Consider the following 20,360-nt stretch of genomic DNA (forward strand, 5'->3'; position numbering starts at 1 on the left):
GTTCTGAGTGATATGCTCCCTTTTTTAACATTGATCTCCACCCCCCTTCTCCATCTTTTCTGTTATATGGCTCATAGGGTGGATTACAACGAGTATAAAAATCAGTATAATCAAAAAAATCAAATCTACTAGATAGGGAGGTTTACAGAAAATGAAAGACATATTTTTAGCAGGAAAATGAAGATGTTGTTTTAAACAGTGTACATATTTTCTGATTGAAGAGGTACTTTTTAGATTTGTAGCATTTAAAAATAATAATTTAGCTCTAAATACAAGTTAAAATTCTGTAATATTAACAAAATCCAAGGCAAAGGAGAGAAGCTACGGAAATGCAAAAAAAGAAGTTTCGTCCAACAATGTTATTGCTGGCAATCTGGTTTAGTTGTATGCATACATTCTCTGTTCCAGCTATAACGCTAGCTGCCAATTCACTATTTGAACAAGGAATAGGCTATGAGCAAGGAAATTATGATCTGGATGCAGAGCAACCGACTACTTTTAATTGGACAAGGCAGTCATCGTTTACGGGAAGTGTAGATCATGATGAAAAATGGTCGTTTGCAGCAGAGGATGTTATTTATTCTTCTCCTGCAATTGGGGCAGATGGGGTGCTCTATGTCGGTTCATATGATGGAAACCTGTATGCAATTGATTCGAAGACCGGTGCGTTACAATGGTCATTTGAGACAGGGTTTGCAATCGCTTCATCCCCAGTAATTGGAGCAGATGGAACAATTTATATTGGCTCTGGTGATGGTAAGCTATATGCTCTAGAGCCAAATGCCGAAAATGATGAAGAACGAGAGAAGTGGTCATTTGAAACAGATGATCGAATTTATTCTTCTCCAGCAATTGGAGCGGATGGTACGATTTATATAAGTTCGTATGATGGCTATATCTATGCGTTGAATCCTGACGCAGACAATGAAAGTGAACGAGAGAAATGGTCCTATGAAATAGGAGGAGAGACAGATTCTTCTCCTGCTATCGGAGCCGATGGAACTATCTATGTTGGTTCAGGTGAAGGATTCTTTTATGCGCTGGATCCAGCTGCGGAAAGTAATGAAGAACGAGAGAAATGGTCAATTGAGCTTAATATGGAATGGGATGGCTTATGTTGGGATGAGGAATGCCCAATCTATTCTTCTCCAGCAATTGGAGTGGATGGCACAATTTATGTTGGTTCAAGTGATGGGTATCTCTATGCCTTGGATCCAAATGCACTGGATAATGAGGAACGCATAAAATGGTTATTTGATACATGGGGATCTGTTTATTCCTCTCCAGCGATTGGAGCGGATGGCACAGTTTATGTTGGTTCAATCAGTGGTACTTTATATGCCCTGGATCCAAATGCTGACGATGAAAATCGAGAGAAATGGTCATTTGAGACAGCGACTAATATATGGACTACAATTATTTCTTCACCATTAATTGGAGCAGATGACACAATTTATATTGGTTCTAGTAATGGTAAGTTGTATGCCCTAGATCCAAACGCAGATGATGAAAATCGGGAAAAGTGGTCGTTTTCAACAGAGGGAGAAGTTCATTCTTCTCCAGTGATTGGAGTAGACGGCACATTATATATTGGCTCTTATGATGGAAATCTGTATGCGTTAGGAACAAAGATACCGCAAGTATCATATGATCCAAATGGGGTGGATGCATGGGCAAAACAACATACTACAATAGTGACAGGTTCTAACACTGATGGAATCAACTTACAGTATCAATGGTTAATAAATGATGATTCTCTTTCAGATGATAATTGGAAAGATTTTCTATCGGAAGACGAAATCATGATATCTGATGGTACGGGAGAATATTATCTTCATGTACGCGGTTTGGATGCTGATAATCAAGTTGTTTTATCGGATATGTCTGAAGCATTCAAACTAGATAATACTAGTCCAACAGAACCAACTATTCATGCTCCGACTGAGTGGATGAATGATGATCTAAGTTTATCTATTCATGCTGGAACAGATGAGGAAAGTGGAGTAGAAAAAACAGAATACCGAATAGGGAAGAATGATGAATGGACAAACTGGATTGAACTTGATGGAGATGAGAATCTCCTTATTGAAGATGAAGGAGAAACAACAATCCAGGCAAAAACGATTGATAAAGCAGGTAATGAAAGTGAAATTATCTCAGAAATAGTAAGAATTGATCGTACAGCTCCAACAGAGCCAACAATAGGGCTAAACCCAGATGGGTGGACAAATGTCGAAGAAGTCACTGTTACAATTAAGACGGGAGAAGATGAAGCAAGCGGAGTAGCTAGAGTAGAATATCGGATTGGCATGGAGGGAGAGTGGCAAGTATATGAAGGTTCTTTTTCCATTATAGAGGAAGGAGAAACAGATATTTATGCTCGCACAGTAGATCAAGCTGGTAATATTAGTGAGGAAGCAGAAGCTACCGCACAAATCAAGCGAACATCACCTTCAAATCCGGTAATTAAAGTAGAAACAAATAATTGGACAAATGCTACTAGTATGGAAGTAAAGATTACTTCTGACGGTGATAAGATAGAGTACCAGTTAAATGGTACAGATGGAGATTGGTTAACTTATGTACCAGGTTTGGAGATAACAGATGAGGGAGAAACAACAATTTACGCACAAGCCATCGATCAAGCTGGCAATAAAAGTGATATAGTAGAAGCTACCATCCGAATTGATCACACTGCACCAGAGTTAACTTTATTAGGGGATAATCCAATTTATATTAAACATAGGGAAACATTCGTTGAACCAGGATATAAGGTAGTTGATAATCTGGATGAAGCAATAGCAGACAAGATGAAAGTAAAAGGGACTGTAGACACAGAGACAGTAGGAGTTTACACCATCACATATTCTGCACAAGACCATGCAGGAAATGAAACAACGGAAACAAGGGAGATACATGTTGTAGATGAAGATCAGCCTATCATTATCTTGCAGGGTAATAACCCACTTATCTTAGAAGTTGGAACAGCCTATGAAGAACCAGGAGCGATTGCGAAGGATAATGCAGATGGTGATATTAGTGATCAAATTGAAATTACAACAAATGTTGACACCACTAAACTTGGAATCTACCAAGTAATATATAAGGTCACAGATAGCTCTAATAATTATACTGAAGTAATCCGTGCTGTAGAAGTGGTTGATACAACAATTCCTGAGATAGCATTAGAAGGGGAGTCAGAAATCACTATTGAACTCGGTGATAGTTATAAAGATCCGGGTGCAATCGCAATAGATAACTATGATGGTGAGCTGACAAATCAAATAGAAATCCATGGTAATGTTAATACGGAGCAAATAGGTACCTATGAATTAGTTTATACTGTCGAGGATAGCTCAGGAAATATCGCAAAAACAGTTCGTATAGTCAAAATAGTTGATACAACAGCACCAAATAAATTAGAGCTAGTAGCTACAGAGATAACAGCAACTAGCATTACATTGGACTTTTCCGCTTCTGATTTAGGTGGAATAAAGTCATATATTTTATTCCGTAATGGAGAAGAGATTGTAACGATTGATGGGAATACAACGACATTTACAGATAAAGTATTACAACCAAATGAAGCCTATAATTATTCACTTATAGCAGTAGATTATTCGGATAATCGATCAGAAGAAAAGTTATTGACAGTAACAACACAGAACGCGGAAAAAATAGAAGTGGAAAGGGTAGAGGAGCTTCCAGATCTGACTGTAGCATTTGGCACCGAACGAGCAGAAATTTCATTCCCAGAACAAGTAACAATTGTTTTAACAAATGGAGAATCAATGCAAGTACCAGTCCATTGGAGTCAAAGCGATGCAACCTATGATCCAAATCTAGTAGGAGTTTACACATTTATTGGCGAGATTACTTTATCAGATGAAGTGATAAATCCAGAGAATAAACAAGCAACAATCAAAGTTGTTGTTAATCCACCTGACATCGTAGAAATTATCTTAGATAAACCAGCGAAACATGTCTATCCAGGCGCACTTGTCAAAGTAAAGTATACAAACACCACCTTGCAGTTACCAGAGAACTTACCAGAGGGCACGACACTTCAAGTGAAATCAGTGAAAGATATTGAAACCCTGGGCTTAGTACAAGCAGGGGAAATGTATGACTTTATTTTCAGTTATCCTAAAGGGCAGGAAGATTATACAGGTGAGGTTGTTCTAACAATGGGAGTAGAAGATACTGAAGAGCAGGCAGCACTGTATCATTACAATGAAACAACAAATACATGGGAGTACATTGGTGGGGAACGCAAAGAAGGACAAATTGCAACAACAGTTTCACAGTTTTCTATTTATGGTGTTTTAGCAAAAGAAATAAATGAAGAGCCTCCGCCTATTCTAAGCGAGATTGTGATTCATGGGGTGGAGGAAATTACAATTCCAGCTCATGATGAATTGGTAGTCGTAGAACAATATAAGGCAGATATATTTAATGAAAATGGTGAGCTAACATTAGAAGAAAAGGTACAGTGGTCTGTTACAGGGGCAAAGGGTATCAGTATTGATGAAACAGATGGTTCATTAACAGTCACGAATCAAGCTTCCGCAGGGGAAGTTATTGTGAGAGCTACATCAGTTAGTGATGAGACTATTTTTGCAGAAATAATTATTACATTAGTCGACATGGAAGAAAAACCAACAATAAATGCTCAAGTCATCGTAAAACATGTGGATGAATACGGAAATGAACTTGCTAAGTCTGAAAAGCTCACAGGAGAAATGGGAGAAAGATATGAGAGTAAACCAGCTGATATAGATGGTTATGAATTGATTGACACACCAGCTAATGCAATTGGAGAATTCATGAAAGAAATCCAAACCGTGGAATATGTATATGCGAAAATAAATGACAAGCCATCTACTACACCTCCTACAGAATCTAATGATTCTGATAGAGAAAATGATAATAAAGCAAATGATGATAGAGGAAATGATACAGATACAAATGAAAAATTACCTAGTACAGCAACGAATACTTTTAATTGGCTGATTATAGGAATTACTTTGCTTGTTATTGGTGTAGTGACTTTTCTCATCTACCAGCGTAAATCTAAACTGGATTAAGATTCTAATTTCAAAGTATTGGAGTGGCATCTACCAAAGCAATAGGTAAAGATGCTGCTCTTTTTTGTACTTCTATAATTTTATTTTAAAAATTACTTTCTGCATTCCTCTTCAAAATAATTCTTAGCACTTATAATCTAACTTGATATGGACTTTAAAAAAGACGAAAACCCCTTTAATCATGACAAAATAAAGCCTTATCCTATATAGTATAGGTATGAGATGTTTAACGTGATAAGAGGCGAGATATGATGACAAAGAATGAACCAAAACTTACTAAAAAACAAAAGGCGATTTTAGAGGCTGCAACAGAATTATTTGCGGAACAAGGCTATGCAGGAACTTCAACAAGTGAAATTGCTAATAAAGCTGAAGTAGCAGAAGGAACAATTTTTAAGCATTATAAATCTAAAAAAGGCTTGTTATTGGCAATTGTATCTCCAATGATGGTTAAATTACTTGCACCGATGATAAAAAAAGATTTGGATAAGGTGCTTGATCAGGAGTTTGAATATTTTCAAGACTTTATTCGGGCAATGATCGTAAATCGAAAAGAGTTTATTCAAAAAAACTTACCAATGCTACGGATACTAGTACAGGAAATCCCTTTTCACCCAGATTTGAAGGAACAATTTATTGAACATGTGGGTAAAGATATTTTCGATAAGCTAGAAAGGATTGTTAAGTATTATCAAGATAAAGGTCAAATAGTTGATATGGAACCAAGTACAATTATGCGCACGGTTGCTACTTCCATATTATCGTATATTATAGCAAGATATGTGTTTCTTCCAGAAGCAAACTGGGATGATGAGGAAGTGGAAACAGAGAGGATTATTCAAATTTTGGAAAGCGGAATTATACGAAAGAAATAGAATAACATATTTTCATAAAGCAAGCTCCCTAGTTTTCATCTAGAATCTAGGGAGCTTGTTGTTTAGCTTAAACTTTTCTATATCGGCGCATACCAATGATATTTAACGTAACAAAAATAATGATAAATAGGATTAAAATTAGTAAAGGTATTATTATTTCGCTGAATGTAAATCCCTTCAGTACAACATCAATCATTGTATTTCCAGCATAATAGAGTGGCATAATTGGTGCAATCCATTGTAACCATGGCTCCATTGCATCGACCTTCAACATTCCAGAGAAAAAGATTTGTGGAATAATAACTAATGGAATAAATTGGATCATTTGAAACTCACTGTTAACAAAGGTGGATAGAAGTAATCCAAGCCCTAAAGCAACAAAGCTTAATAAAATATTAATGATAAACATATTTGCCATAGATCCGACGATTTCCATATCTAAAATATATACTGAATATAAAATAATCACTGCGGTTTGTATAACTGCAAAAATTCCATAACCAAATAAATAACCGAATACTATTTCGGACTTTCTAATCGGGGTAGATAGTAATTTTTCTAATGTGCCACTGCTCCTTTCCTTCAGCATGGACATCCCAGCAATTAAAAAGACAAAAAAGAATACAAAAAAGCTTACTAGAATTGGGTTTAAAATCTCAAAAAATGTATAATTCTCATCGCCATAGATATATTCAACAGTTACTAAGTCCTCACCCATATCTATTTCGGCTGAAGCTTCTGCATCCAAATCGATGTCTGTTTCCATATTTATATCTAAACGCTCAGCAATTTCTGGAGGCAGCTGCGCTATCATCGTCTGGATGTTATCCATTAATTCTTCAATCTTATCCGATGTTTCCTCCATATAATCTGAGAGCCCATTCAGATTATATTCCATCACTGCTTGTGCACTACTTTGGATAGCTCGACCTTCATCCATTGGATTATCATTAAGAATGGTTAGTGTCCACTCTTCATCCTTTTCTTCTAATACAGCACTAGCATGTCCTTGCTCCAAATAATTTTTTACATCTAGCTCATTTTCTTCTTTTACATTTATATCATTAGCTTCCAAAATGGCAATTATATCTTCATTCACATGAATGGTAGTGATAGTAATCTCATCATTCGGATCAGGAAAAATATAATTTAATAAAGTAATAACAAAGATGGGAGCTAAAAATAAAAGGGCAAGTGTACGCTTATCACGGAGGACCTGTTTGCAAATTCGTTTAATCAGTTGCAGCATTTTCATTTTCTTTTCCCTCCAGTTTTAAAAAGACTTGATCAATATCGCTAACCGCATAAGCTTCTAAAATTTCTTGAGGTGTACCACTTACTGCAATGCCCTTATTTTTCATTAATAAAAGCTGATCACACTTCATTGCCTCGTCCATAATATGTGTCGTAATTAAAAGTGTACTGTTCTGCTTTAGCTCATGAAGCTGATCCCAGATGCTTAATTTAAGGACAGGATCAATCCCAACAGTTGGTTCATCCAAAATCAAATATTGCGGCTGATTAATCAAGGCGATTGCGAGTGATAATCGACGCTTCATCCCTCCAGAATAATGCTGGACCAATTTCTTTTTATCCTGATCAAGCTGCACTAGATTTAATGTGGATTCAATGACCTCTTTAGAAATGTTACTTCCATACATATGCGCGAAAAATTGCATGTTTTCTAATCCATTTAAATCATGATATAACGAGTCACTTTGAGCCATGTAACCAATTTTATTTAAGAGTTTACGATTTGGAACAGTGGTATGGTCTATGCTAACGGAGCCAGTATCATATTTCTCCATACCCATTAAACATTTAATCAGTGTAGTTTTGCCTGTTCCAGATGGACCAATGAGTCCAGTAATCTGATTAGGTTGGATATCTAAAGATATGTCTTCTAATATCTTTTGTTTTCCAAAGCTTTTAGACATGTTTGATATTTTTATCATTTAAGTAAAACTCCTTTCAGATTAAAAAGTGAGTGATCACTCATTATATTACCAGAATAATTAAAGAAAAGGTAGGGGTTCTATAAAAAATTACTGTTCTGAATCATGATGTATGGTATAGGGCTTTATGAGATGTGTTCTAACAGTGATTTTGCGTAGGAAGGAGGACAATATTCCAGTTAAAACAAAAAATAATCCCTCATATGTTCAAAAAGAATTGTGAGAGATTATATTTTATGTTTTGATTTATTCTAATGCTTTCTTAACCGATTCAATGGCATGTATTTTTGTTGTATCGAATAATGGAACTTTTGAATCTGCTTGCTCTACTAATAACCCAATTTCCGTACAGCCTAGTATAATCCCTTCAGCACCTTTAGCAATCAAATTCTTGATAATTTCTTTATAATAACTTTTAGATGCATGCTGGATATTGCCTAAACAAAGTTCCTCATATATCACTCTATTAATCTCTTCTCGTTCTGTACTTTCTGGCACCAAAACTTTTATACCATTTGATTCAATACGTGATTTGTAAAAATCTTGCTCCATTGTATATTTAGTACCTAACAATCCAATGGTATGAAGGTTTGCTTTTTTAATTTGATTGGCAGTTGCATCAGCAATATGCAAAATAGGAATACTTATTTTCTCTTCAATGTCTTTTATGACTTTATGCATAGTATTAGTACAAATAATAATAAAATCCGCTCCTGCTGTTTCTAAAGAGTGGGCTGCATCTCCTAATAATTCACCTGATTCTTCCCATTTACCTTCTGCTTGAAACTGTTCAATTTCTTCAAAATCAACACTATACAAAATGCATTTTGCGGAATGTAACCCGCCTAATCTGTTTTTTACCTCTTCATTTATAATACGGTAATACTCAATCGAAGATTCCCAGCTCATTCCACCTATTAATCCAATCGTTTTCATAAGCGTTACCTCCATAATTACTTTTTCTTATTATACAATAGTTATAGTAGATGGTTGGATTATTTTGATTTAAAAATAGAGAAAAGGAATAGACATTACATCCAGAATTTAATTATATATTATAAAATAAGGTTAGCTTGTATCTTTTTAGGAATAGTTTTTACAATGAAGCTTAACAATAAAAGGGTATCTATCTTTGCAAGAAGCAATAGCTTCTAGTATTATACGTAGTGCATATCTATTGAGTAATAGAATTAGTTGACGTTTATACCTTATAGGGGTATAATAGAATCATAAAACAAAAGGAAGTGATCCATTTGGATAAATTCTTACATGATCACCCAAGTAAACCGAGAACACAGGATGAAAAACAAAAAGTAATTAATCGTTTGAAGCGTATAGAAGGTCAAGTTCGTGGAATCCAAAAAATGGTAGAGGAAGATCGCTATTGTGTTGATATTTTAGTACAAATCAGTGCGATTCAATCTGCTTTAAAAAATGTAGGGTTTGCTGTGACAGAAAGACATATCAAGCACTGTGTCAGTGATGCAATTAGAGATGGTGAAGGGCAAGAAACGATTGAGGAATTAATGAGTGTCATGAAGCAATTTTCTAAGTGAAATCAAGTGAGTGAAAATAAATACCTAAGGTTAATCTTAACAATAAAAAATCCAAATGTAGTTATGTTGAAGCATAATTGTATTTGGATTTTTTATCATAGGGAAAAGAAGAATGAGTTTGGCAGAAAATCCAAACTCATTCTAGACAAGCTACTTCTATTAAATTTATAACAATCCGACCCATTGCCAATAAGTGGCACTAAACAGAATAATAAGTAGGTAACCAATAACTGTAAGTGGAACTCCAGATTTTATAAATTGTTTTAATGTAAATGTTCCGGTACCATATGCTAGCATATTTTGTGGTGCACTAACTGGTAATAAGAAACCAAAACTAATTACAAACTGCATAATTAATACCAGCCCTGGTCCGTTAAAGGAGGTAGGCTCCATGGAACCTACTAAGGCGATAACAATTGGGATAAATGCGGATGCTAAACTAGTTGCACTAGCAAATCCTAAATGGATAAGGATATTAAATAGAGCGAGTACCGCAATCATTAGTACTAAAGGTAATCCTGCTACACCAAGTATTTCAAATGAGTTGGAAGATAACCAAGTAGCTCCTTCTGTATTTAGTAACACAAGTCCTAATGAAATACCTGTTGCGAAGACGATTAATGTACCCCAAGGCACCTTGGCTTGTACTTCTTTCCATGTGAAAATTCCAATTGCTGGTGTTAGCATAACAGCAACAGCAATAATAGTGACGGTTGTGGAATCAAATGGATGAAGAATACCTTCTATTGCCCAGGATATTAGTAATAGCATAGCGATAGAGATTAACCGCCATTCTTTTGCAGTCATTTTTCCAAGTGCATTTAATTGATCTTGAATACTTATGTTTTCTTGAATATCTTGCATATTTGGTTTAATTAAATTGACCATTACGAAATAAAGTACAACAGACATAATTACTGCCCAAGGAGCGGCATAAAGGAACCATTGTCCCCACGTAACATCTTGATCGAAAGCTTCTTTCATAAATCCTAATGCCACCATATTTTGTGCAGCTGCTGTTTTTATTCCAATATTCCAAATGGAAATAGACTGTACTGCTGTAATCATTAATAATGCTGCTAATTTACTTTGCTTCGCTAATCCAAATGCTGCGATAATTCCTAATAAAATTGGTACAAGGGTTCCGGCACGAGCTGTTGCACTCGGTACGAATAATGCTAGTACAAAGCTAACAATGATTGTTCCAATAACAAGAGCGCCAGGCTTTGTTCCTACTTTAGACATGATAAAAAGTGCTATTCTTTTATGTAATCCGGTGATTTCCATTGCTGTAGATAAAACAAGGGCTCCTCCCACGAGTAATACTGCAGCACTGCTAAATCCAGATACTGCCATACTTAATCCTGTTCCTGTCTTATAGACTATACTTGGGTCGTCAATGGTAGGTGAAATACCAATCAATACAGCTAATAAACTGACAATCATTACAGCACTGACAGGATAGGAGACAGCTTCTGTAACCCATAAGATTACAGCAAATGCTAAAACAGCAAGAGCTCTCTGGCCAACTAAAGGTAATAAATCAGGATTTGGTAATAATAAAATAATGATGAGTACTAAAAAGGCCACAATGAGTGCAATAGCATCTTTTTTCTTCATAATTTTCCTCCTTAATATTTACTTTCATTATCAAATATAATAGCCTGTGTGAGGTGAAAATAAACTGTCAAATAAGCGTTTAACGCTGATTCTATGCGTAAGTTCATGATAATTTCACTCTATTGTAAGATAATTGACAAAAATAAATCGTAATAATTACTATTTACAAAACGTAATGATTACGATATAATCCAAAAGTATAGAAATTGAGAAAGGGAGTAAGGTATGAAATCTATTAAATCAGTTCTTATTTTATTATTTATGGGATTGCTTATCGTAGGTTGTTCATCGAAAGAGGAAGAGAGCTCAAGTTCCGAACAATCATCAGATTTGACAATCTATACAACTGTTTACCCACTTCAATATATTGTTGAAGAAATTGCAGGAGATACAATAACGGTTAATTCTGTTTTTCCACCAGGAGCAGATGGACATACATATGAGCCAACATCAAAAGAAATGACGGAATTTGCGAAAAGTGATGCTTTTATTTATATAGGTGAAGGAATGGAAGCTTTTGCCGAAAGTATTGCCGGTGCACTGGAAACACAGGATGTAAAGTTAATTGAAATTGGAAAACATGAAAAGCTTTTCCAAAAAGGAGCACATTCTCATAATCACGCTCATGGAGATGATGATCATGACCATGATTCTCACGGTCATGAAGAAGATGACCACGATCATGATGGACATGATCACGGAGATGTAGGTTCCGTTGAAATTGATGGATTAGCAGATCATTATCACACAGGTGATGAAATTCATTTAACAGCAACACCAACAGAAGCTACAGACCATGATCATTGGCATTGGTTTACCTTAGATCCTGATGCAGAGGAATGGGAAGTAGTGGAAGGGCAATCTACAGACCATTTTGAAGGGGAAGCAACAGTTTCAGATCAACAGATTAAAGCAGTGCTTTATGGAGATGATCATGATGTAGTAGCAGAATCAGAACCAATTACTATTCATATAGATGATCACGGCCATGACGACCATGCTCATGGAGACGATGACCATGACCATGATTCTCACGGTCATGAAGAAGATGACCACGATCATGATGCACACGGTCATGAAGAAGATGATCACGATCATGGCGCTCACGCACACGGAGATGTAGGTTCCGTTGAAATTGAGGGATTAGCAGGGCATTACCACACAGGTGATGAAATTCATTTAACAGCAACACCAGCAGAAGCAACAGATCACGATCACTGGCACTGGTTTACTTTAGATCCTGATGGAGAAGATTGGGAAGTAGTGGAAGGCCAAGCTACGGATCATTTTGAAGGAGAAGCGACTGTTGCAGATCAACAAATTAAAGCTGTGTTATATGGAGATGATCATGACGTAATAGCAGAGTCAGAACCAGTAACAATTGCTATTGATGATCACAGTGAACATGATCCACATATTTGGACAGATCCATTACGTGTGGTTCAAGTTGCTGAAATAGTGAAAGAAGAATTAATTGCTTTAAATCCAAGTGAAGAAGATCTTTATAATGAAAATTTTGAAGCATTAAAAGAGAAATTAATCGCATTAGATGAGAAGTTTACAAATCTTCTAGAACAGAAAGAAAATAAATATATTATTGTTCCACATGCAGCATTTGGTTATTGGGAAGAACGCTATGGTATCGAGCAAATCGCGATTAGTGGTTTATCTACAGAAGAAGAGCCTTCACAAAAAGCTTTAGTAGAAGTGATGACAGCAGCAGATGAACATGATATCGAATATATTTTATATGAACAAAATAGTGAAAATCGTTTATCCAAAGTTATTCAAGATGAAATTGGTGCTGAAGCGTTAACGATTCACAACTTAGAAGTAAGAACTGAAGAAGATATTGAAAATGAGAAAGATTATATTTCCTTAATGGAGGAAAACTTAGAAATATTAGATAAAGTAACAAAATAATTATTTTACTCTTTCCCCAAAGTGTATTTGCGCTTTGGGGAAAACATTTCACCTGAATGGTAAAAATTTTATGGAACAAATATATGAAAGAGAGAGGAAAATGTATATGACTAAACAAATCCCAGTTACCGTATTAAGTGGCTACTTAGGAGCAGGAAAAACAACATTACTAAATCATATTTTACATAATCGTCAAGGGCTTAAGGTTGCCGTGATTGTAAATGATATGAGTGAGATTAATATTGATAGTGAGCTTGTACAGAAACAAGGCGGATTTTCAAGAACGGAAGAAAAGCTAGTAGAAATGTCAAATGGGTGTATTTGCTGTACATTACGAGAAGATTTGCTGATTGAAGTAGAAAAATTAGCTAAGCAAGGTGATATTGATTATATCTTAATTGAATCTTCTGGAATAAGTGAACCAATTCCAGTTGCACAAACTTTCACCTATCTAGATGATGAGCTAGGTATTGATTTAAGTAGATTCTGTAGATTAGATACAATGGTGACAATCGTTGATGCAAATAGATTCTGGCATGATTTTGAATCAGGAGACTCGCTATTAGATAGAAAGGAAGCAGTTTCTGAATATGATGATCGTGATATAGCAGATTTACTAATTGATCAAATTGAGTTTTGTGATGTGTTAATTTTAAATAAATGTGATCTAGTGGAGCCAGAAAATCTGGATAAGTTAGAAAAGGTTATTAAGACATTACAGCCTACTGCCAAAATTATTCGCACTGTTAATTGTGATATAGATGCAAATGAAGTATTAAATACCAACTTATTTGATTTTGAAAAGGCAAGTAATTCTGCAGGCTGGTTACAAGAGCTAAACATGGGACCTCAAAATCATGTACCTGAAACGGAGGAGTACGGGATTTCCTCTTTTGTATATGAAAGAAGAATTCCTTTTCACACAGAGCGTTTCTACAACTGGTGCTGTCAAATGCCTACACAAATCGTTCGCTCAAAAGGTATTGTCTGGTGTGCAAGTAGAAATGATATAGCTCTATTATTATCTCAAGCAGGACCATCTGTTGGGATTGAGCCTCTTTCTTATTGGGTAGCATCACTAAGTAAAGAGGAACAAGAGAGAATTCTTAAGGAGGAACCAGAAGTACTAGCAGAATGGGATGCAGAATACGGTGATCGTTATACGAAGCTTGTATTTATTGGAACAAATTTAGAAGTAGAATTAATTACGAAAGAATTGGATGAATGTTTACTTACTGATGAAGAAATAAATGATGATTGGGATAAAGTCAGTGATCCTTTTAATTGGCAATTGGAAACAAGATAAACTGATTTCTTTCAAGTCATATTTAGTAAAGAAGATCCTATTAAATGCAGTTTCACTTTACGAATAAACAATCCGTGGGGAATAAAGAGCCTCACGGATTGTGGTTTTTTTGCAGTAATTAGTTTTGAGTCACTAAGGGAAAGAGAGGTATATTTATGGAGGCTTTGCGACTATTTAAGTATTCACGTATTTCTACTTTTATTGTGCTAAATAAGATTGATAAGGTTTTATGGGATGTACAGCCTGAAGGTTATCCAAATACAATCCGCTGGAATGCTGGGCATGTTTATATTACAGCTGAGGATTTTCTCCATGATGCTGATTGTAACTATACGGTTACTAAACCAGAATGGCTAAAATTATTTATTGATGGTACAAGCCCGATGGATTGGAGGAACAAAGAAGTTCCAAGTTCTGAAGAGATTATGCTTGCATTAAAAGAGCAAGAAGAGAGAATTAATATTCATTTTCAAGATAAGTTGAAGCAACAAGCTTCTATTGCTCGAGATGTTAATGGAATGCTATTAGAAACAGTTGATTCTTCTGTACAATTCGTTACTTGGCATGAAGGTATCCACCTTGGCTTCATGAATGGTCTAAATAAACTATTTCAATCAGACTCATCTATCCAAGAGTTGGTTAGAAGTAGATGATTTTATGTGGAAATAGGCTTTAGCAATCCGATTTGGGATTGCTAAAGCCTATTTATTATATCTTAATTGGAGCTCGTTTTATTAATAAATAAATCAATAGCATAATGATAAAGAAAACTAAACAAACAACAGGTAATGCTAATCCTTGTGGTATTTTCTCTAATGCTACAAAGTTATCAAATATTGGTATATCTAGTGTTAATCGGATCATAGTATCTTTTATTATGAAGAGTGCAGCCCCAATGATTATCACGATGATTCCAAGTATGACACCAAGCCGGTAGAACGCTGCGCCAATTAACCAGCCTATGATATAAAACATAAAAATGTTTAAAGCAAATAGCCCTAATGAAAGGAAAAAGCTTGATTCAACACTAACAAATGGTGTGATAATAATACTTTGGACAATATCTCCTATGATATGTCCATCTGTATCAATTTCAATAATTTTAAACGGATTTTCTTCTAGCTCAATATTAGTAAAACGAGTGATGATAAACTGTTCAACTAAGTTGATGAGATAAAATAAAATTGGAATGATAATAGATAAACCTACAGCAGCAAGCATATTACCAAGAAAATAATTTTTCCTTGTAATTCCGTTTCCTACATAATAAGAAAGAAAACTAATAGCAATTATTCCAATTACAAGCATATATATATTTCCAGCAATGTAACCAGCGCTGTAGAATGAATCTGCATTGTTCTTGAAAAAATACCTAATTACATGGACAACTAGGAAAATCCCAATAGCCCAAAATGTCCAATTTAATTGAATCCAGAATTGATGGAATCCTACTTTGGGAAATGAAATAGGTTTCATTATTCTTCCTCCTTCGTTAATTGAATAAATAAGTCATGTAGTGAGGCTGAGGTAATATTAAGTCCCATTTGATCTGCGATATCTTTATCAGAAGGATTTAATTCGCCGTAAATGGTAATAGACTTTGTATCTCCCAACTCTTCTTCATGAAGGATAGTTTTATCTTTCACAAATGCATGTACTGCATCTTTATTTCCAATAATTTTTGCTCCTTGTGATACTAGTTCATCATAAGATTGATGGAGTAATATTTTCTGATCTTTAATGATAATCACGTCATCAAAAAGATAATCCATTTCTGAAACAAGATGTGTAGATAAGATAATGATTCTGGGGTGTAGTTCTTGATCCTTTAAGAGTTCCTTATAAAAGATATCTCGTGCTGGTGCATCCATCCCAAGATATACTTCATCAAATATTGTAATAGGTGATCTACTTGCTAATCCGATAACCACATTAAAAGCAGATTGCTTTCCTTTAGATAGCTTGTTTATCGGTTTTTTCTCATCTAATTTGAATTTCCTTACTAACTCTTTTGCATATACTAAATCAAAATTTGGACGATACCAACTCATTCCTTTGATCATTACTTCAACAGTTTCTGATTCGTCCGAAAAATCCTTGCTGTATAAAAAGGTTATCATTTGCATGATTTTAGCATTTTCAAAAGGTTCTTCTCCATTGACTAGTAATTGTCCAGCTGTTGGCTCACGAAAAGACCCTAGTAAGGAAAGAAGGGATGTTTTTCCTGCCCCATTTCTTCCAAGTAGACCATATATTTTTGGTTCATTCACTTCAAGATTTATATCCTGTAAAGCTGATTCATTCCCATAGGATAGTTGGAGGTTCTTCGCCTTTATATTCATTATTTTTCACTTCCTTTAACACTTTTTAGAAATTCAAAAATTTCTTCGTCCGTTATTTCTAATTTCTTAGCTTCTTGTACAAGCGTGATAATGTAATCTTCTACAAATGATTGACGACGTTTTTCCAGTAACTTTTCCCTTGCTCCCTCGGAAACAAACATACCAATCCCTCGCTTTTTATATAGAATATTTTCTTCTACAAGCTGATTTATTCCTTTAGAAACAGTTGCATGGTTAATTTTGAAAAAATTGACCATTTGATTTGTTGAAGGCGCCTGATCATGTTCCGCTAATTGCTTATTAATAATTTGATCTTCAATTTGTTCTCGTACTTGTATATAGATAGGTTTATCCGCATTAAAAATATTTTTCATTGGAAGGCTCCCTTCTGTATTTGGTTATCTGCAATTACGGTTATATAGTTATGTGTATAACCATATCAGTTGATTTTTTCCTTGTCAATAGATGTGATAAAAAAAGTTCTATATGTTTAAAAAACATCAGTATTATTTAGGTAATATAGACTATGAACGATATTGATGTAGAGGAGGTTCTTGAGTGAAGGTTTTGCTAGAGATTCAATGTTTTTTCATGTTTTAAGTTTAGAAATTATGCAAGCAGAGGAATAAGTGTTTGTTAAAATCAATAAAGATTAGTTTCAATTTGCAGAAGAAGTTAGGGATCTAACACTTCTATGGATTGAAGCTGATCTTTTTTGATACATGTTTAAAAAAAATAACCTCAAAATATGTAGAAAAAAGAAATAATGTTCAGAATTTGTGTATAATATGTATAGATAATAATGCCTAATAAAGGAGGGATAGTGATGCAGGCACAGTCTGTTTGGTTACACTCTAAAATAACAATACCTAAAGTTGCAGACACTATTGTACACAGAGACCGATTAGATTTCCTATTAAACAAATCACGAGCAAGAGTGAAATTAATTCAAGCAGCTGCTGGGTATGGGAAAACAACATTATTAAGTCAATGGGCTAATCAATTAGAAGAGCCAGTGGCTTGGCTATCTATCGATATGATGGATAATGATCCAAGTCGTTTTTGGCAATATATTATGAAAGCAATTTCTGAAGCCACTGGAGAACCAATAGCTAATAAACTGACATATCTGTTTGATTTACAGTACATGCCACCAGTAGAGTTGATCGTTGATTCCTTATTGAATGAATTAACACTTATCCAATCTCCATTACATATTGTGTTGGATGATTATCATTATATTGAAATAAATGCTATTCATAAAATGATGACTCGTTTTATTAATTATTTACCAGATCATGTTTATTTATATATTGCGAGTCGGTATAAATCTCCATTTCCTGTTGCTGCATGGAGGGTGAAGTCTTGGATAGTAGAAATTGGTATTACGGAATTAGCCTTTACATATGAAGAAATAGAAGAATTATATCAAAAGAAACAGATTCTTATGGATCAAGCAGACTTTTGTAAGGAAATTTTAAGAAAGACAGATGGATGGGCGGCAGGTGTGCAATTAAGTGGTATATCAGAAGAAAGAAATATAGGTTCGTTAAACCGTTCTAATACCTTCGTGACTGAATACATTATGCAGGAAGTTTTTTCTACCTTATCATTATCAACACAAGAATTTTTATTAGAAACATCTATGTTAAAAACACTTGATCCAGAGCTGTGTAATTTGATAACTGGGCGAGAGGATAGCTTGGAACAATTATCAGAGTTAGTTGATTTAGGTATTCTTACCATTCGCTTATCTTCTAAAAAGCAAATATTTCGTTACCATCAATTACTAGTAGAAGTATTAGAGCAGGAAAGAAAGCGCTTATACACGACTGAGCAGCATCAGGCACTTATAGATAAAATTGCAAATCTATTATATTCGAGAAAAGATTACCATACAGCAATTGAATTTGCCTTGAAACAGAAACAATTTGATTTAGCAGATCAATGGATTGAGGAACAATTACTCGATATTTTTTACAGTGGACAAATTGGTGTATTAATTCAGTGGGTGGATACTTTATGCGAAGCAGAATATCCTGTAGCACTAGAAACATTAATAATTTATGCTGTTTGCTTGATGACAATGACAAATATAGAGCAGACCAAGCAAATTATTACAAAATTAGATGAACGTGATGAACAAAATAGCTGGAAGAACCAAGAAAAATATGCAGAATTAGATAGTATACTCCGCTCTTTGAAGGCATATATTAAGCTCGCTGAAGGAAAACAAGATGAGTTTATAGAGTTAATTCTAAAGCAAGTAGATAGAGGCCTTGTAAATGAGAAATGGTATCTTGCCCCTGTACGTTACAACCCTTTTCAAGCTAAAATTTCTCGTACACCTTTAGGTTCAAAAGGAAAGTACGCTAATTTAAATGATATACGTGCCTTTTCAACATTTTTCAGGCAGACAGAGTTTAAAGAACAGCATGTAATGGGATATAGCTATGGGATTTTTGCAGAAATAGTTTATGAAGCAAATCTATTAGAAGAGGTTTTATTAGAAGTTGAACAAGGCTTGTCCTATGCACATCGTTTTGCAGAACGTGGTTTATACGTACCGTTATCTATACTTAAGGGCAAGGTTTACATGGTACAAGGTCAGATGACAGCAGCACATACAATATGGAATCAGGCGTTAAGCGAAGTATCAGAGTGGTATTGGCTGCGATCGATTCATGCGATTAAAGCATTTGCTTATCTAAAAGAACATCGAATAAAGGAAGCAGAAGTAGAATTAGAGAAAATAAAGCGTCCAGATCCCCAGCAAATAGAATTAGGACAAGAGTTTTGGATTTTAGTTTATTGTCGATTATTAATGGCAAAGAAAGAATGGGAAAAAGCATTAGCAATTATTATTCAAGTTCATGATTACGCGAATAAGGAAGAACAGGTTGATTTAATCATAGAAGCTTCTATTCTAGAAGCAATTTGTCAAAGACAATTAAATCAAAAAGATATTGCATTTATTACTTTACATACAGCGCTATACTTAGGCTCTTGTTTTGGTTATAAACGAATATTTGTTGATGAAGAGAGTTTTAATAGTTTACTGATCGAATATCAGACATATATAAAAGAGAAGAATCCTTTTCATAATGAAGTTTCAACAATCTATTTAGAAGAATTACTGGATATAAGTAAAGGTACTCATCCAAGTGATAATCGTATCAATCAACTCACATCAAGAGAGAGGGATGTACTACGTTTGCTGATAAGTGGTGCATCTAATCGAGAAATGGCTAATCAACTACATTTATCAGAAGGTACAATACGAGTCTATTTAACTAGAATTTATAGTAAATTAGAAGTGAAATCGAGAGCTCAAGCCATATTATCTGCAAAAGATTGGAAATTATAATTGCTTTATTCAAAAATAGCAGTCAAAAAATGTTGAAGTCTAACATTTTTGACTGTTTTTTTATGTTTTTTGTTCATGTGGAACCTCCAATTATTTACATATTTCCCAGGAAATAAGGAATAGCAGCATTACTTATAAGATTTTTCCAGACAACAATTATTCAGATAAGAGAGTTATTCCAAAAGTAATATTAATTAAATTTTCAGTTGCCATTTGATTATAATCGTTGTATATTACTTTTAAGTAATATAATGCGGAAATAAGGAATAGTACATTCGATTCATGGAGAGAGAGGTGTTTCATGGTTGACTTAAAATGTCTTTATAAGA

Annotated in this window: 14 protein-coding genes; 7 read left to right on the forward strand and 7 right to left on the reverse strand. The window is 34.6% G+C overall.

The genetic code is table 11. The features are described 5' to 3' along the window. Window positions 1–329 precede the first annotated feature (329 nt). Together AB4Y30_RS04485 and AB4Y30_RS04490 are read left to right on the forward strand one after the other, a co-directional pair. Window positions 330–5,087 (forward strand): PQQ-binding-like beta-propeller repeat protein, encoded by a 4,758-nt coding sequence (locus AB4Y30_RS04485; RefSeq protein ID WP_368654295.1) that lies wholly within the window; start codon window positions 330–332, stop codon window positions 5,085–5,087. Between the two features lie 251 nt (window positions 5,088–5,338). Continuing rightward, a complete protein-coding gene (locus AB4Y30_RS04490; protein WP_368654296.1) occupies window positions 5,339–5,962 on the forward strand; it encodes a TetR/AcrR family transcriptional regulator in 624 nt (207 codons plus the stop codon). A gap of 67 nt (window positions 5,963–6,029) precedes the next feature. Here AB4Y30_RS04490 and AB4Y30_RS04495 read toward each other — a convergent pair whose 3' ends face one another. From AB4Y30_RS04495 to AB4Y30_RS04505, 3 genes are all read right to left on the reverse strand, one after another. Continuing rightward, window positions 6,030–7,217, reverse strand: coding sequence for an ABC transporter permease (locus AB4Y30_RS04495; RefSeq protein ID WP_368654297.1), 1,188 nt, complete (start codon window positions 7,215–7,217; stop codon window positions 6,030–6,032). Further along, window positions 7,195–7,917, reverse strand: a complete 723-nt coding sequence (locus AB4Y30_RS04500) for an ABC transporter ATP-binding protein (RefSeq protein WP_368654298.1) — start codon at window positions 7,915–7,917, stop codon at window positions 7,195–7,197. Before AB4Y30_RS04500 ends, AB4Y30_RS04495 begins: the two co-directional genes overlap by 23 nt. 246 nt (window positions 7,918–8,163) lie before the next feature. After that, a complete protein-coding gene (locus AB4Y30_RS04505) occupies window positions 8,164–8,853 on the reverse strand; it encodes an aspartate/glutamate racemase family protein (protein WP_368654299.1) in 690 nt (229 codons plus the stop codon). 317 nt (window positions 8,854–9,170) lie between these two features. Between AB4Y30_RS04505 and AB4Y30_RS04510 the strand changes: the two genes are divergently transcribed. Further along, window positions 9,171–9,473: a metal-sensing transcriptional repressor gene (locus tag AB4Y30_RS04510; RefSeq protein ID WP_368654300.1), complete on the forward strand. Its 303-nt coding sequence runs from the start codon at window positions 9,171–9,173 to the stop codon at window positions 9,471–9,473. Window positions 9,474–9,638: 165 nt separating this feature from the next. On the opposite strand, the gene AB4Y30_RS04515 is transcribed toward AB4Y30_RS04510, so the two are convergent. Continuing rightward, a complete protein-coding gene (locus AB4Y30_RS04515) occupies window positions 9,639–11,093 on the reverse strand; it encodes a DASS family sodium-coupled anion symporter (protein ID WP_368654301.1) in 1,455 nt (484 codons plus the stop codon). A 225-nt stretch (window positions 11,094–11,318) separates the two neighbouring features. Here AB4Y30_RS04515 and AB4Y30_RS04520 point away from each other — a divergent pair, with 225 nt between their 5' ends. The 3 genes from AB4Y30_RS04520 to AB4Y30_RS04530 all read left to right on the forward strand — a co-directional run bounded on the left by AB4Y30_RS04520 (window position 11,319) and on the right by AB4Y30_RS04530 (window position 14,975). Next, window positions 11,319–13,016 (forward strand): metal ABC transporter solute-binding protein, Zn/Mn family, encoded by a 1,698-nt coding sequence (locus AB4Y30_RS04520; RefSeq protein WP_368654302.1) that lies wholly within the window; start codon window positions 11,319–11,321, stop codon window positions 13,014–13,016. Between the two features lie 106 nt (window positions 13,017–13,122). Continuing rightward, window positions 13,123–14,322, forward strand: coding sequence for a GTP-binding protein (locus AB4Y30_RS04525; protein ID WP_368654303.1), 1,200 nt, complete (start codon window positions 13,123–13,125; stop codon window positions 14,320–14,322). Between the two features lie 155 nt (window positions 14,323–14,477). Further along, complete coding sequence (locus tag AB4Y30_RS04530; RefSeq protein WP_368654304.1) at window positions 14,478–14,975, forward strand: DinB family protein; 498 nt, start codon at window positions 14,478–14,480, stop codon at window positions 14,973–14,975. Window positions 14,976–15,030: 55 nt separating this feature from the next. On the opposite strand, the gene AB4Y30_RS04535 is transcribed toward AB4Y30_RS04530, so the two are convergent. The 3 genes from AB4Y30_RS04535 to AB4Y30_RS04545 are packed head-to-tail and all read right to left on the reverse strand — an operon-like array spanning window position 15,031 to window position 17,038. Beyond that, window positions 15,031–15,798: a hypothetical protein gene (locus AB4Y30_RS04535; RefSeq protein WP_368654305.1), complete on the reverse strand. Its 768-nt coding sequence runs from the start codon at window positions 15,796–15,798 to the stop codon at window positions 15,031–15,033. Beyond that, complete coding sequence (locus AB4Y30_RS04540; RefSeq protein ID WP_368654306.1) at window positions 15,798–16,664, reverse strand: ATP-binding cassette domain-containing protein; 867 nt, start codon at window positions 16,662–16,664, stop codon at window positions 15,798–15,800. Before AB4Y30_RS04540 ends, AB4Y30_RS04535 begins: the two co-directional genes overlap by 1 nt. After that, on the reverse strand, window positions 16,664–17,038 hold the full coding sequence (locus AB4Y30_RS04545; RefSeq protein ID WP_368654307.1) for a GntR family transcriptional regulator: 375 nt from the start codon (window positions 17,036–17,038) through the stop codon (window positions 16,664–16,666). Before AB4Y30_RS04545 ends, AB4Y30_RS04540 begins: the two co-directional genes overlap by 1 nt. Window positions 17,039–17,490: 452 nt before the next feature. Here AB4Y30_RS04545 and AB4Y30_RS04550 point away from each other — a divergent pair, with 452 nt between their 5' ends. Continuing rightward, window positions 17,491–20,031, forward strand: coding sequence for a LuxR C-terminal-related transcriptional regulator (locus AB4Y30_RS04550; protein WP_368654308.1), 2,541 nt, complete (start codon window positions 17,491–17,493; stop codon window positions 20,029–20,031). Window positions 20,032–20,360 lie beyond the last annotated feature (329 nt).

Origin of the sequence: Ornithinibacillus sp. 4-3 (genome assembly GCF_040958695.1) — a bacterium.
Lineage (GTDB): Bacteria > Bacillota > Bacilli > Bacillales > Amphibacillaceae > CALAMD01.